Genomic DNA, 13928 nt, shown 5'->3' on the forward strand with positions numbered 1-13928 from the left:
TTGTTACAGACTCACTAATCTTTATTAATATTTTAGCATTATATCAATAGTATAAACTATTCTTTGTTTGATTTAAGATAATTCACTCACTTTTACACTTTAACTTTCAGTCACAAGAAATTTATTCATTAACAATGAGTTGTGAATTTTAGTAACGGATATTTTTTGCAATTGAGTCATTCAGGTGCCTCTGTTAGAGGTAAATGTCGTACATTTTCACTAAAAAAGAATAACCTTATGATTTATCAATGTTTTTAGTAAAAAAATATTTCTAACGATGAATTCTACTGAGATAATTATTTAATTTTATTAAGCAAACTTGCATCTTCTCTTATGTTTTCATTATACTCCCTGATAGATTTATAGATAAAAAACAAAAAATTGCACTAATCAGAATCAATACAAATAATTTCAATTTTTCACTACACGACACTTTAATGAAAACAAAATTTGAATCAAAAAAAGTACTGCTAATAGCCATTACATTGGTTATTTTAGCTACATTATCCAAGATTATGTTACTTGGTTCCGGCAATAGTCACCCAACAGTTAGGGAGATCACATTAGTTTGCTTTTTAATTATCATGTTAAGCTCATCAAATAAAGCTTATTGGTATATTGGTTTCCCTATTATTATTATTAATGCATGTTATACACCGTTTGGGCTCAACTTTGGCGAACCAAGTTACCAATACCTTTCATCTGTCATCGCAACTGATGCCTTAGAATCAAAAGAATTTTTCACTCAAATACCTATTAAAAATTATTTTTTTGCCATATTAATTATTATTGGTTTTGTTTATTACAGAAAAATAACCATAAAATATAATATTCAATTTTATAAAAATAAAACTTTACTTGTATGCCTAGCTATTCTTGCCCTAATTAACCAATCTCCTTTTAAGCTTTTTGATAATTTTTACCACTCTATAGCGAATGTGAAAAATGAAGTTGAACGCTTAAGTGAATTTAATAAAAAAAGTGAATGGGGAAATTCAGAATTAAAGCAAGATAGCCAACAATATAATGACTATGTTTTAATCATTGGTGAAAGTGTGAGGCGTGATTATATGAGTGCCTACGGTTATCCCATCAAGAATACACCTTTTGCCAGCCAAACGAATGGAATTATTGTTGAAGGCCTGGCTTCCGGTGGCACAAATACCATATCTTCATTAAGAATGATGCTAACCCAATCTGATAAAAATAATTGGGAACCTAATTATGGTTTAAACTTTGTCGATTTAGCCAAATCAGCAGGATACAAAGTTTATTGGATATCAAATCAAGGATTTATTGGTGAATTTGACACCCCAATTACCTTTATTGCCAAGCGAAGTGATGTCAAAAAATTTAATAAAATGGGAGCCTTTAACTCGCAAGACACAAGTGACTTCAGTTTAGTTGATATTTTCAAACAAGAATTAGATGAAAAAACCAGTCCGAAACAAAAAAGACTTTTTGTCATCCATTTATATGGCTCACACCCTGATGCCTGTGCTCGCATTGAAGATTTTAAAAATAAATACATACCAAAAAATAAAAACTTAAACAATGTTTCCTGTTACATAGCGAGTATCGAAAAAACAGATAAAATACTTAACTCAATTTATGATTTATTAACTGAGCAACAAAAGAAAACTGACCGTAGTTTTTCCATGCTCTGTTTTTCTGATCACGGAGTATCCCACTCATCTACTGATGATGAAATTAAATTAAATTTAAGTAATGTATCAACTAAAGTATTAAATATACCACTAATGGTGTTCAACTCAGACAGTCATACAAAAGAATATATCAAAGTTTATAAATCAGGAAAATTTTTTACTACAGGTTTAGCAAATTGGTTAAATATCAAAAATAATAAAATAGATTCTAATTACAACCTATTTTCTGAAAAAGAAGATGAGCTCATATTGAAAGACCATTTCAGGGAATTAAGAAATGGTGAAGAAGATGATATGCCTATAGATATACAGAACAAATAAAATATAAGGTTAGCAAATATCTATTTGCTAACCTTAATTCTTATTTAAAAAGCCTATATGAAACTAAACTTTTTAACCCTTTTAAAATTTTACCTTGATGGAATTCATTTTTATATCTTTCTTGATATTCAGGTTTCTTTCTTGCCAACACTAATGATTGACCTTTCCATGGTGAGCTATCAAAAGCCGTTTTAAATGTTTGGCTTGCCGGATAATCAACAGCCCAATAATGCCACGGTTTAGTTGCACTAGTATAGTGAATTAACTTAGTTGAATCCGCAATATAGTCTCTATAATTTACTTTTTCTAGTTCATTTCTTAATGTATAAATACAGTTATAATCCCTAGAAAGATAAATATTATTACATTTAAACAAAATATTTAATGCGTCTTGATCTAAATATTTTAATGGTTTTCTGTAATTAATTGGAATGCGTTTTTTGTGAACTGTTCGCTATCCCACTTTTTCAAGTTTAAGAAAATTACGCCAGCATTAAAATATTTGTTTTTTAGCCCTGTAATTTTTAACCTTGACTCACAAGATTCCTGCATACTAGAAACATCCGGAATTACTGCTGCATGTTCATCTTGAAAAACAAGATGTGTATATTCAGATAGGCTTCCCTTACAAAACACATCCTCATCTAAATAAAGAATAGATGGAATTGTATTACATAAGTGATCAAAAATAAAAAACCGGAAATAAGTAGCATACGACCACACATGGGATGTTGGTAGTTTTTTAAGTTCATCCGAGTTTAAAATATATACATCAATACTCACATTATCATTTGATGCAAGCTCTTTAAGCTTAATTAAAAAGTCATCATCAATAAAGTCAGTAAACAAATAAAACTTCAGTTTAATATCCCTATTATTTATGATAATAGAATTCATTGAAATACCAGAACCAAATAGAAATCCTTTATCTACACCATACGCTATATTTAAATCAGCTTCAGATTCTCTATTTCCTAACTCAATAATTTCTTTTATCAATTTCACTTGAATACCTACTATCACATTACTTTTCGAACAAAGTATTGAATATAATTAGCAATTCCCTGGGAATATTTCCTCTGCTGAATTAAATGCTTAGCACAATAGCGCAAATGATTACTGCTGTTAGCCTTCAGTAACGGAATGTCTTTCCAAGGTGATGCATTTTTTGCATTAATAAAGGGCTGAGCTGTTGGGTAATTAGCCCACTCATGCCAAGGCTTAGTTGGGCCAATATAATGAATCAATACAGTTTCAGACGTTATTGGGTTCTCTTTTTTACCTTTTTGCAGCTCATAATTAATACTATATTGAGTGTTGTATTTGCCATCAAGGTAAATGACTTTCCCTGTTAATAGCATATTTAAGATATCTTGATCTAAATAAGATAATTTTGCTTTAACAACATCTTGAGAAAGTAAGTCCATTGCTTTCGTTGAGATATCAAATTTTGACCAATTCACTAAATTTAAGACTAAAAAACCTGCATTAAAATACCCCGAAGCGATGCTCGGGATCCCTAACGCATCAGCTCTTTTTTGCCACCAAATACTATCCCTTTCAGGCACAACTGCAGCTATTTCATCATCTTTAAACGGAATATTTAACAGTGGCTGCAGCGTTCCTTGACACATAATATCTGCATCCATATAGATCATTCTATCTAGCTGATTTGAAAAGTAATCCGCAATAATAAACCTGAAATAAGTTGCATATGACCAATTTTTGGTACTTGGTAGCAATTTAAGCTGTTCACAGTCAACTAAATAAACTTTAATACTCGTCTTATATTGCTCTGCGAGCTGTTTAAATAATTTACTTTGCTCATCATCAAAGTAGTCAGTAAACACATGAAATGAAAAAGAGATATCAGGATTTGTTTTTAATAGAGAAGCAATCGAGATCCCACAACCATATAGAAAATTACGGTCAATCCCATAGGAAATATGTAAGCTATCATTATTAACAATAGCGTCTGGTGACGATAAATCAATTTGCTGTGTAACCGCATTTTCTTTATTGAAGAACATTTATATCTCTCTTCTCTCTTTGACTCACAATGACTTTCTAATTGTGCGTTCTTTAATTTGTGCAGCTTTGCTTTCCGCTTTAGCTATCAATGATGCTTCTTGTTGCAAAATAACTCGCAGCGATAAGCCAAAATAGATTTTCATAAAACGAAGAATATCACGCTGAGTTAGCCCAATATTTAATGATGAGTAATATAAACCAATTAAATCTTTATTGCGCCAACGGGTTGGAACAGAATTTCTGAGTTGTGCCCGATGTAAATCAATTACTGATATTTTTAACTGTTCTTCATTTTCCGTAAATGGCAAGTGCAGTAAAAAATGGCAAATATAACAATCACGATGGTTAATACCGGTCGCGTGCATTTTACGCACCATCTTCGCAACACGACGAATAATCATTTGTTTGGTACTAAAAGTTGGCGGGTTATCTAGCCAATTTGCACAATAATCTTCCAAACTCACCGTCGGGGTCAAATCTTCAGTAATAATAAAGGAGTGACGACGAAGAGGGTTAATCCCTTTTTGCCCAAAAGCTCGACCATTCATCGTGTCAACTCCCACTTGAGTCAGTTGATGAATAGCATTCCACTCTCGATCAGCGCCTAATACCGGCAACCGAAAAGAAAATAGATTTTTAAGAACTTCCTTTAGTGTAGTCCCATAATGAATTTTTATAAAATAGCTGCGTCCCTCAAGTTCAAAACGCAGAGTTTTACGCGATTCTAACGCACGAAAAACTTCACCTTGTAGCTTATCCGCCTCGATAAATGGATCTTTATTCTTCCACAATTCACTAAAAGGGGGTTTTAACTCAATCATTCGCTTCCCCTAAAATAATATCTGCGGCTTTTTCTGGTAAACTATATAAATCTTCTGTATCGGCAAAATATCGCGCATTACTTGCCCATTGTGCTAATTGAACCGGATTTTTTAAACTATCTTCTAGAGCCAAGTTCAGAACCGTTTGCTCAAAGGGCTCATTTACCACAATACCGCATTTGGCTTGGCTAATAAATGAAGCATATCCACACACTTCTGTGACAATAATCGGTAAACCCGCGGTAATTGCCTCTAATAACACAATACCAGCAGCTTCTTGGTAAGCCGGATGCATTAATATATCGGCTGCAGCCATTAATTCTGCAATATCATTACGTCCACTAAAGAAAGAGACTTGCGAACCAATGCCTAACGTTTTTGCTAACTGCTGGTATTTCGCCGGCTTATCTTGGCCAACTACCATCAATAACGTGTTTTTCTTAATCTCTTCGGGTAATGCCGCAATGGCTTTTATGGTGCGATCGACGCCTTTACGTTTGAAGTCAGAACCCACCTGCAATACTAAAAATGCAGATTCAGGTATTTGATTTTTTTCACGATAAACTTTTTTAGCTTCCGCAACTTGCTTATCATACTTTCTATCTTGGGCAATACCGGGTGGCAGCATATGGAAACGCTCATTTTCTGTCCCATAATGCTTTTTAAAATGACTAATTTGATGCGGTGTTAACATGAGTAATTGCGTCGGTTTCCCCACTGCAAAAACAGCTTTTTCAAATACAGCATAGTGTTTATAGCGAGGCGTCAGCTTATAAAAAAAACCTTTTTCTTCAGCGACTTTTTGTGCATAACAAACATCTGCTGCATAATAAATATCTAGTCCTGGCATTTTATTGAAACCAACTACCCGCTCAGCAGGATGCTGCTTTAAATGCGCCAACACCCAGTCACAATATTGTGCGTTTCGTCCATGATTCGTTTTTGATGTCACCGGCACGATAATAATTTCAAAGCCGCTAGGCTTATCACCATCCCATGATTGGGTATAGACACGTACGTGATGCCCACGTGATTGGCATTCCGTTGCAATACGTAGAAAATCCCGCTGTAACCCACCAAACGGAAAGTATTTATATAAGCAAAATGCCAGATTCATGTTAATACCTTGTCATCATAGAGCGAATATTCATCGGCAATATTTTCTCTGTGGCTTTAATTACATCGGATGCAGGGACAATAGATAAATACTTTTTACTGCGGTCAAGTTCATCTCGCGGAGGCATAGGTTCATAGTCTCCGGCCCAGAATTGCACACTATTATCGCTCCAAGGCCGCCAAAAAATATGATTTGTCGCACCGAAAAGACACACAATTGGTGTTTTGACTGCAGCAGCAATGTGCATCGGTGCAGAATCAACACCGATGAATAGAGCGGCATGAGCAATCAGTGCGCCTAACTCTGGAAATGAAGTCTTTCCTGCAAGCTCAGTAACAGGCGTTGTTTGGCAACCATTTGCAATATCACTGATACATTCTAAATCTTCTTTACTCGGTCCCGATGTTAAAACCACTTGATAACCACGAGACTGCAATGCATCAATGACGGCTGAAAACTTTTCATTATCCCAACACTTAAAAGCTTGGCGCGCTGTTGGTTGAATAACGACATAGCTGCTATGGACACCTAAGCTTAGTAACCTTTCATCAATATTTTTCCAATCCTGCTCTGAATAAGACATCGTTAGATGCGTTTTTAATTCTTTTATTTCTAACGGCTTGAGCACTGATAGGTTATTCAGAACAACGTGTTCGCCTTCAGGTTCTATCAAATGCGTAAAACTATTACGCCAGTATTTAGAATCTCGATGGGTAAATTGATGGGAAATTTTTGTGTCAGCAGGAATAGCCCGAACTAATACACTCACCATCCACTGATCTGCAAGGTTAACAACTAAATCGTATTTATTTTTACGCAGCTTTAGCAGTAGCTTAATAAAATTACATGCTTTACTCAGCCCACTACTTTTTTTCCCCGCCATGCCGTACAAAGCGTTAATTTCAGCATTTTCAGAGAGAATGGGGATAGTATCCTGATAAAGCAAAACGTCAATTTCAGCATCAGGATATCGGTGTTTTAATGAGCTGATAACGGGTGTTGTCAGCAACATGTCCCCATGAAACCTCATCTTGATCACAAGAATTTTTTTAAACTGTTTTTTCACCAGGCACTCTTAATCAAGTCTATATGTAAAAGACAATAGTCATTCGACAACAAATATCATTATTAATTCAATGAATACTCACTATGTTACTACTTTCATAATAATGGTCATAGCTTCGAATGCACATATCCGCGACAACCCAAATTTTAGGTAAAAAAAAACTCAGCCGAAGCTGAGTTTTTAACGCAGAAAGCAAAATTATTTGATTTTTGCTTCTTTGTAGATCACATGCTTACGAACAACTGGATCGAATTTTTTCAGTTCCAGTTTTTCTGGCATTGTGCGCTTGTTCTTCGTAGTGGTATAGAAATGACCTGTACCTTCAGAAGAGACTAGCTTGATTTTCTCGCGAATACCTTTAGCCATTTTTTAGCTCCTTAGTACTTCTCACCACGGGTACGCAGTTCAGCAAGAACAGCATCAATACCCTTTTTATCGATAACACGCATACCTTTAGCAGATACACGCAGTGTTACGAAACGTTTCTCAGACTCAACCCAGAAACGGTGAGAGTGCAGGTTTGGCAAAAAACGACGTTTGGTCGCGTTTAATGCGTGTGAACGGTTGTTACCGCTCATTGGACGCTTGCCAGTAACTTGGCAGACTCGTGACATGTCTATTCTCCAAAAATCTAATCAGCTCGAGCTTTTTTGTTCTGGGTATGGCCGCCTCGTCAGGCTTAGGAGCCCATCTCAGCAAACTTTCATTGACTGAAAAAACCGTTGATACCTAAATAAAGATTTACTTTACTAAAACGTAAAAATTTACTGAGATAGGCCCTTCTCGCCAAACCCAAGATCCTTAAAGGTGGCGTAGTATACGCTTTCCATCGTTTTCACTCAAGCCCAACACAAAGAAAGTTGTCATTTTTTAGGCAAAAAAATAATTTTATAACCATCCTCGCTCCACAAATGACACACATTGCTTATGCCCAACGACAAAATGGTCAAGCAATTTAATCCCCATAATAGTACAAGCACGTTGGATACGCTCTGTCACTTGCCTGTCTGCTACGCTTGGTTCCGGATTACCTGATGGATGGTTATGGGCGAGTATAATCCCGTTTGCATTCATTTTTATGGCAAAGCGAATGATTTCTCTGGGGTGAACTTCAACTTTGTTTAAAGTACCTTTAAACAACTCTTCATGACAAATAATTTGATTTTTATTATTTAAAAATATCACGACAAAAACTTCACGCTCTTGCCCTGCGAACAAATCCAACAACTTTGCTTTCAACTGTTCAGGCCCAGTCATCACATCTTCATGTAAAAATTGTTCAGAGAAAAAACGGCGAGCTAATTCACTCACAGCCTGTAATTGGGTAAATTTACAACTCCCCATTCCTTTACATTGCTTGAGTTTTTCGTAGTCTGCTTGTAGAAGCAAATATACTGAACCAAACTCCTGTATTAAACGCTTCGCAAGCTGTAAAACGGGTTCGCCTTGGCTCCCTGTACGTAGAAAAATAGCGAGTAGTTCAGCATCAGATAACGCAGCTGCCCCGTATGCGAGTAGCTTTTCCCTTGGTGGTAGGTCTAGATGTTCACTCATCATATTTTTTGTCCCTAAATCCCTTGCTTCCTTTTTATCTAGTCTAAAAAACATTCACAATCACTCTCATAAGGGTTTGCGTAGCGCTTCGCAAAAATAGTACTGTGATGAAAAATCGAGCGCGCCACCTCGCGCTTCTCTGTGGTAATATGCCTCCCATGTTGACCGAATTGGATAAAAATAATGAATCAACTGTCACTATTAGGTAAGCAGATAGTTATTGGTATTAGTGGGGGCATTGCTGCGTACAAAATCCCTGAACTCACCCGCCGTTTGCGCGATAAAGGTGCGATAGTACGCGTTGTGATGACTCAAGGTGCTAAAGCCTTTATTACACCTTTAACCTTGCAAGCCGTTTCAGGGCATCCCGTTTCTGATGACCTGCTAGACCCTGCTGCTGAGGCTGCTATGGGCCATATTGAACTGGCTAAATGGGCAGATCTCATTATTCTAGCACCGGCTACTGCGGATTTAATTGCTCGCCTCAATGCAGGAATGGCAAATGACTTACTCACAACAGTTTGCCTTGCTTCCGCAGCACCGATTGCACTTGTGCCAGCAATGAACCAACAAATGTACCGAGCAAAAGCAACCCAAGAAAATTTAATCAAATTGCAACAACGTCAATGTATGATTTGGGGGCCAGATGCAGGTAGCCAAGCCTGTGGTGATATTGGCCCTGGTCGCATGATTGACCCACTAGAAGTTGTTCGTCTAGCCAATGAGTTTTTTACCCCTAAACTCGACTTACAAGGCATCAAATTAATGATCACTGCGGGCCCAACACGGGAAGCGCTAGACCCAGTTCGCTTTATTAGTAACCATAGTTCGGGGAAAATGGGTTTTGCCATTGCTAAAGCAGCCAGTCAACGTGGTGCCGATGTCACTTTAATTGCGGGCCCTGTAAATATTGAAACACCAGAAGGCGTTAACCGAATTGATGTCATGAGTGGCTTAGAGATGTATGAACAAGTGCATCAAACCATTGCTGAACAAAATATTTTTATTGGTTGCGCTGCAGTTGCAGATTATCGCGCAAAAAACATTGCTGAAAATAAAATAAAAAAACAAGGTGATGAAGTTTCGATTACACTTATCAAAAATCCAGATATCGTGGCTAGTGTCGGAAACCTAAAACACAATAGGCCATATGTTGTTGGATTTGCAGCTGAAACCCAAAATGTGGAAGAATATGCACGCCAAAAACGACAACAAAAGCAACTCGACCTCATTTGTGCCAATGACGTCTCACTAGCAGACAACGGGTTTAATAGCGATAACAACGCGTTACATCTTTTTGATGCAAACGGTGATACCCGTTTGCCTCACTGTAATAAAAACGAATTAAGCCACTATTTACTTGACGAGATACTTCAACGTTATGAAAAAAATTGACCTAAAAATCATCGATAGCCGTATCGGTAATGAATTTCCTCTACCAGCCTATGCCACCACAGGTTCTGCTGGTTTAGACCTACGTGCATGCCTTGATGCACCAATCGATTTGGCACCAGGTCAAACAGAACTTATTCCAACAGGTTTAGCCATTCACATTGCAGATGAAAGTCTTGCTGCAGTCATCTTACCTCGTTCCGGTTTAGGTCATAAACATGGCGTTGTACTGGGCAACCTCGTTGGCCTCATTGATTCTGATTATCAAGGCCAGCTCATGGTGTCTGTCTGGAACCGCAGTGACAAAGCTTTTACCATTGAACCTGGTGAACGTATGGCACAAATGGCGTTTGTCCCGGTTGTTCAGGCGGAATTTAATATTGTTGATGATTTTGACACAACCGAGCGTGGAACTGGCGGTTTCGGTCATTCTGGCCGTCAATAAATAGAACATCCTGATAACTAATATGCTAGATAGAACCTAAATTAGGTTCTATCTTTATGAATAAAAACAATCAGCCGCATATTTTCTTTCAGGAAGCTTGCTCAACATTACTTATATTTTAAACATTTTTTAAATCCATTTTGCTTCGAAACTCTCTTTACTAAGAGCAAAATTTTGGATAGTTTGTTTTGCTGTTTTAGCAGGGGTCTTATTAGACATGGCAGAAAAAGCGATAACACAAAAACGTAACAGACGTGATGAGATTTTACAGGCTCTTGCGTTAATGTTAGAAAGTAGTGATGGCAGCCAACGTATTACAACAGCAAAACTTGCTGCTACGGTTGGTGTATCAGAAGCTGCGCTATATCGTCATTTTCCGAGTAAAATGAAAATGTTCGATAGCCTTATTGGGTTTATTGAAGACTCATTAGTTTCACGCATTAATCTGATTTTAACTGATGAAAAAGATACGATAATTAGAATTAAACTAATACTTGCCCTAATACTTGGGTTTTCCGAGAAAAATCCTGGGCTTACGCGTATAATGACTGGCCATGCTCTGATGTTTGAGCAAGATAGGCTGCAAGATCGTATTAACCAATTATTTGAACGTATAGAATCACAATTACGGCAGGTGTTAAAAGAGAAAAAAATACGTGATGGCCATGGGTTTATTCATGATGAGTCATTACTTGCTTCTCAGTTACTAGCCTTTTGTGAAGGGATGCTCTCTCGTTTTGTGCGTTCTGAGTTTCGTTATCGGCCAACCGTCGAGTTTGAATCGCGCTGGCCTTTAATTCTAGCTCAGTTACAATAACCGATTATTTATACTACTCACCCCGCCCATCATTGGGCGAGGGCTTTTTTTATTCAATTCCGTATTGTTCGCGATAAGCCTTCATAGCCGCTAAATGTTCCTGCATACCTTCCTTTTCAGCAAGATAGGTGATTAAATCGCTCATGGTAATAATTGAGTAAACTTTACAACCATAATCACGCTCAACCTCTTGTACTGCTGAAATTTCACCTTTGCCTTTTTCTTGGCGATCAAGGCATAACAGAACACCATTCAACGTAGCTTGTTGTTGTTTAATAATTTCCATTGATTCACGAATTGCCGTCCCTGCGGTAATCACATCATCAACTACCACAACACGCCCTTGTAAAGGACTTCCGACTAACACGCCGCCTTCCCCATGGTCTTTAGCTTCTTTGCGGTTGAAGCAGTATGGCATATCGATGTCATGGTGCTCAGAAAGTGCTACCGCTGTCGTCGTTGCAATGGGGATCCCTTTATACGCTGGACCAAAAATGACATCACACTCAATTGCGCTATCTTGTAATGCTTGTGCATAAAAACGACCGACAAGTGCCAGATCACGCCCTGTATTAAATAACCCCGCATTGAAAAAGTAAGGGCTTTTACGACCTGATTTCAGCGTAAACTCACCAAATTTAAGTACCTGTTTTTTCATGGCAAGTTCAATAAAATCGCGCTGATAGGCTTTCATTGGTCATTCTCCTCGTTGATGATTATTTATCTATTTTCAAAGCTGGCACACTAGTTGATGAACCAGCAGGCATAAAAAAGGCGACTTTTCAGCCGCCTAATTAATGATTAACTTACTTCAGCGCTTCTCGCTGAGCTTCAAAAATGGTATTTAAACCTGTTTTAGCTAACGCCAATAGGGCTAATAACTCTTCATGACTAAACGGTTCGCCTTCTGCGGTGCCCTGTACTTCAATCATTCGGCCATCATCCATCATGACAACATTCATATCGGTTTCAGCTGCAGAATCTTCAACATACTCAAGATCACATAGAGCTTCTTGGTTTACAATTCCAACCGAAACGGCAGCAACCATTGATTTTAGTGGGCTTTTTGCAATTTTACCTTGCTCAACCATGTTATTCAGTGCATCAACAAGCGCCACACAAGCACCAGAAATCGCTGCTGTCCGTGTACCACCATCCGCTTGAATAACATCACAGTCTAAAGTAATCGTGTATTCACCTAATTTTTTAAGGTCAACCGCAGCACGTAAAGAACGTGCAATTAAACGTTGGATTTCCATCGTACGACCGGTTTGTTTTCCTCGTGCAGCTTCACGTTGATTACGTGAGTTTGTTGCGCGCGGTAACATGCCATACTCCGCTGTAACCCAACCTTGCCCCTGCCCTTTTAAAAAGCGAGGAACCCCTTCTTCAACAGTTGCATTACATAACACCTTCGTGTCGCCAAACTCAATAAGAACAGAGCCTTCTGCATGCTTAGTATAGTTGCGCGTGATGGTAATCGGGCGCATTTGGTCTGCTTGTCTATCTGCTGGGCGCATGGTGTTATCTCCATTATCAACTCAAATTGGGACGCATTATACGTTGTTCAAGCGATAATGCCTATCCTGTCATCCTGCATAGCGTTATAATCGCCTAAATCTTTACGATAATGGGAACGAATTATGATCCGTAGTATGACCGCTTTTGCCCGTCGGGATATCAAGGGTGAATGGGGGAATGCGGCCTGGGAGCTGCGTTCCGTGAACCAACGTTATTTAGAAACGTATATTCGCTTACCTGAGCAATTCAGAAGCCTTGAGCCCGTTATTCGCGAACGTCTGCGTTCTCGCCTAACACGTGGAAAGGTAGAATGTAGCCTACGCTTTGAGTTAGATGGCGCAAATCGTGGTGAATTAATCCTAAATGAACAATTAGCACGCCAATTAATCAGTGCTGCGAATTGGGTTAAAAATTACAGCCATGAAGGTGAAATAAACCCATTAGAAATTTTGCGTTGGCCGGGTGTGATGTCAGCAGGTGAACAAGATTTAGATGTCATCAGCGAACAGCTACTGGCAGGCTTAGATGAAGCTATTGATGCTTTCATTCAAAGCCGTGAAGCTGAAGGTGCTTCATTGCATGCACTTATCGAACAACGCCTTGATGGCGTCTTAGTTGAAGTCGCAAAAGTACGTCAACATATGCCAGAAATTTTACAGTGGCAACGTGAACGCTTACAAAATAAGTTAGAAGAAGCTGATATTCAAGTGGATAACAACCGTCTGGAACAAGAACTTATTCTATTGGCTCAACGTGTTGATGTTGCAGAAGAACTGGATAGACTAGAAGCTCACGTTAAAGAAACGCGTAATATCTTGAAGAAAAAAGAGGCAACTGGTCGCCGCCTTGACTTTATGATGCAAGAATTCAACCGCGAAGCTAATACGTTAGCGTCAAAATCAATTAATAGCGAAGTTACAACCTCTGCAGTTGAACTCAAAGTATTAATCGAGCAAATGAGAGAACAAATTCAGAATATTGAATAATCACTCCTTGACGATTTTAATCCATAAAAAGCTAATCGACCTTAATTATCGTTTGGCTTTTTTTGGAGATATTCTCAATATTTACTCGAAATAGGTGCTAGTTGTCACGATTTTTGAAGCTATACTCCACAACACCCCTTCGACGATATTAAAAAATTTATACCGAAGCAGTATTAATTATTCTTTCTCA

At 37.9% G+C, this 13928-nt stretch carries 15 protein-coding genes and 1 pseudogene; 5 read left to right on the forward strand and 11 right to left on the reverse strand.

From position 1 onward, the window contains the following. Positions 1-437 precede the first annotated feature (437 nt). A complete protein-coding gene (locus FVA69_RS21025; RefSeq protein WP_164529297.1) occupies positions 438-1988 on the forward strand; it encodes a phosphoethanolamine transferase in 1551 nt (516 codons plus the stop codon). A gap of 40 nt (positions 1989-2028) precedes the next feature. On the opposite strand, the gene FVA69_RS21450 is transcribed toward FVA69_RS21025, so the two are convergent. The 9 genes and pseudogenes from FVA69_RS21450 to radC all read right to left on the reverse strand — a co-directional run bounded on the left by FVA69_RS21450 (position 2029) and on the right by radC (position 8580). Next, positions 2029-2271 (reverse strand): glycosyltransferase family 8 C-terminal domain-containing protein, encoded by a 243-nt coding sequence (locus FVA69_RS21450; protein WP_238789317.1) that lies wholly within the window; start codon positions 2269-2271, stop codon positions 2029-2031. Continuing rightward, positions 2269-2885, reverse strand: a pseudogene (locus tag FVA69_RS21030) (glycosyltransferase family 8 protein); the annotation flags it as partial. The pseudogene FVA69_RS21030 and the gene FVA69_RS21450, both read right to left, overlap by 3 nt. Positions 2886-3007: 122 nt before the next feature. Beyond that, complete coding sequence (gene waaO, locus FVA69_RS21035) at positions 3008-4018, reverse strand: lipopolysaccharide 3-alpha-galactosyltransferase (RefSeq protein WP_164529298.1); 1011 nt, start codon at positions 4016-4018, stop codon at positions 3008-3010. A gap of 24 nt (positions 4019-4042) precedes the next feature. Next, positions 4043-4840, reverse strand: coding sequence for a lipopolysaccharide core heptose(I) kinase RfaP (rfaP, locus tag FVA69_RS21040; RefSeq protein WP_123382699.1), 798 nt, complete (start codon positions 4838-4840; stop codon positions 4043-4045). Then, a complete protein-coding gene (locus tag FVA69_RS21045) occupies positions 4833-5957 on the reverse strand; it encodes a glycosyltransferase family 4 protein (RefSeq protein WP_164529299.1) in 1125 nt (374 codons plus the stop codon). Before FVA69_RS21045 ends, rfaP begins: the two co-directional genes overlap by 8 nt. Position 5958: 1 nt before the next feature. Further along, positions 5959-7023, reverse strand: coding sequence for a lipopolysaccharide core heptosyltransferase RfaQ (gene rfaQ, locus FVA69_RS21050; RefSeq protein ID WP_042851478.1), 1065 nt, complete (start codon positions 7021-7023; stop codon positions 5959-5961). 198 nt (positions 7024-7221) lie between these two features. Then, a complete protein-coding gene (gene rpmG, locus FVA69_RS21055; protein WP_004265124.1) occupies positions 7222-7389 on the reverse strand; it encodes a 50S ribosomal protein L33 in 168 nt (55 codons plus the stop codon). Between the two features lie 11 nt (positions 7390-7400). Beyond that, a complete protein-coding gene (gene rpmB / locus FVA69_RS21060) occupies positions 7401-7637 on the reverse strand; it encodes a 50S ribosomal protein L28 (protein WP_004265123.1) in 237 nt (78 codons plus the stop codon). A 274-nt stretch (positions 7638-7911) separates the two neighbouring features. Continuing rightward, positions 7912-8580, reverse strand: a complete 669-nt coding sequence (gene radC / locus FVA69_RS21070) for a RadC family protein (protein ID WP_004906900.1) — start codon at positions 8578-8580, stop codon at positions 7912-7914. Positions 8581-8760: 180 nt separating this feature from the next. Here radC and coaBC point away from each other — a divergent pair, with 180 nt between their 5' ends. From coaBC to slmA, 3 genes are all read left to right on the forward strand, one after another. Further along, positions 8761-9972, forward strand: a complete 1212-nt coding sequence (gene coaBC / locus FVA69_RS21075) for a bifunctional phosphopantothenoylcysteine decarboxylase/phosphopantothenate--cysteine ligase CoaBC (RefSeq protein ID WP_164529300.1) — start codon at positions 8761-8763, stop codon at positions 9970-9972. Beyond that, positions 9959-10414 (forward strand): dUTP diphosphatase, encoded by a 456-nt coding sequence (gene dut / locus FVA69_RS21080; RefSeq protein ID WP_164529301.1) that lies wholly within the window; start codon positions 9959-9961, stop codon positions 10412-10414. Before coaBC ends, dut begins: the two co-directional genes overlap by 14 nt. 217 nt (positions 10415-10631) lie before the next feature. Beyond that, a complete protein-coding gene (slmA, locus tag FVA69_RS21085; RefSeq protein ID WP_004906897.1) occupies positions 10632-11231 on the forward strand; it encodes a nucleoid occlusion factor SlmA in 600 nt (199 codons plus the stop codon). Positions 11232-11280: 49 nt separating this feature from the next. Here slmA and pyrE read toward each other — a convergent pair whose 3' ends face one another. Both pyrE and rph read right to left on the reverse strand, forming a co-directional pair. Then, a complete protein-coding gene (gene pyrE / locus FVA69_RS21090; RefSeq protein WP_004906896.1) occupies positions 11281-11925 on the reverse strand; it encodes an orotate phosphoribosyltransferase in 645 nt (214 codons plus the stop codon). Between the two features lie 112 nt (positions 11926-12037). Beyond that, positions 12038-12751 (reverse strand): ribonuclease PH, encoded by a 714-nt coding sequence (gene rph, locus FVA69_RS21095; RefSeq protein ID WP_004265108.1) that lies wholly within the window; start codon positions 12749-12751, stop codon positions 12038-12040. 123 nt (positions 12752-12874) lie between these two features. Between rph and FVA69_RS21100 the strand changes: the two genes are divergently transcribed. Then, a complete protein-coding gene (locus FVA69_RS21100) occupies positions 12875-13738 on the forward strand; it encodes a YicC/YloC family endoribonuclease (protein ID WP_004906895.1) in 864 nt (287 codons plus the stop codon). Positions 13739-13928: the final 190 nt, after the last annotated feature.

Source organism: Providencia sp. PROV004 (assembly GCF_011045615.1).
In the GTDB taxonomy this organism is placed as follows: domain Bacteria; phylum Pseudomonadota; class Gammaproteobacteria; order Enterobacterales; family Enterobacteriaceae; genus Providencia; species Providencia rettgeri.

Coding starts and splice junctions, on each gene's coding strand:
- FVA69_RS21025 (WP_164529297.1), top strand. CDS start 438: ATGAAAACAAAATTTGAATCAAAAAAAGTACTGCTAATAGCCATTACA.
- waaO (WP_164529298.1), bottom strand. CDS start 4,018: ATGTTCTTCAATAAAGAAAATGCGGTTACACAGCAAATTGATTTATCG.
- rfaP (WP_123382699.1), bottom strand. CDS start 4,840: ATGATTGAGTTAAAACCCCCTTTTAGTGAATTGTGGAAGAATAAAGAT.
- FVA69_RS21045 (WP_164529299.1), bottom strand. CDS start 5,957: ATGAATCTGGCATTTTGCTTATATAAATACTTTCCGTTTGGTGGGTTA.
- rpmG (WP_004265124.1), bottom strand. CDS start 7,389: ATGGCTAAAGGTATTCGCGAGAAAATCAAGCTAGTCTCTTCTGAAGGT.
- rpmB (WP_004265123.1), bottom strand. CDS start 7,637: ATGTCACGAGTCTGCCAAGTTACTGGCAAGCGTCCAATGAGCGGTAAC.
- radC (WP_004906900.1), bottom strand. CDS start 8,580: ATGATGAGTGAACATCTAGACCTACCACCAAGGGAAAAGCTACTCGCA.
- coaBC (WP_164529300.1), top strand. CDS start 8,761: ATGAATCAACTGTCACTATTAGGTAAGCAGATAGTTATTGGTATTAGT.
- dut (WP_164529301.1), top strand. CDS start 9,959: ATGAAAAAAATTGACCTAAAAATCATCGATAGCCGTATCGGTAATGAA.
- slmA (WP_004906897.1), top strand. CDS start 10,632: ATGGCAGAAAAAGCGATAACACAAAAACGTAACAGACGTGATGAGATT.
- pyrE (WP_004906896.1), bottom strand. CDS start 11,925: ATGAAAGCCTATCAGCGCGATTTTATTGAACTTGCCATGAAAAAACAG.
- rph (WP_004265108.1), bottom strand. CDS start 12,751: ATGCGCCCAGCAGATAGACAAGCAGACCAAATGCGCCCGATTACCATC.
- FVA69_RS21100 (WP_004906895.1), top strand. CDS start 12,875: ATGATCCGTAGTATGACCGCTTTTGCCCGTCGGGATATCAAGGGTGAA.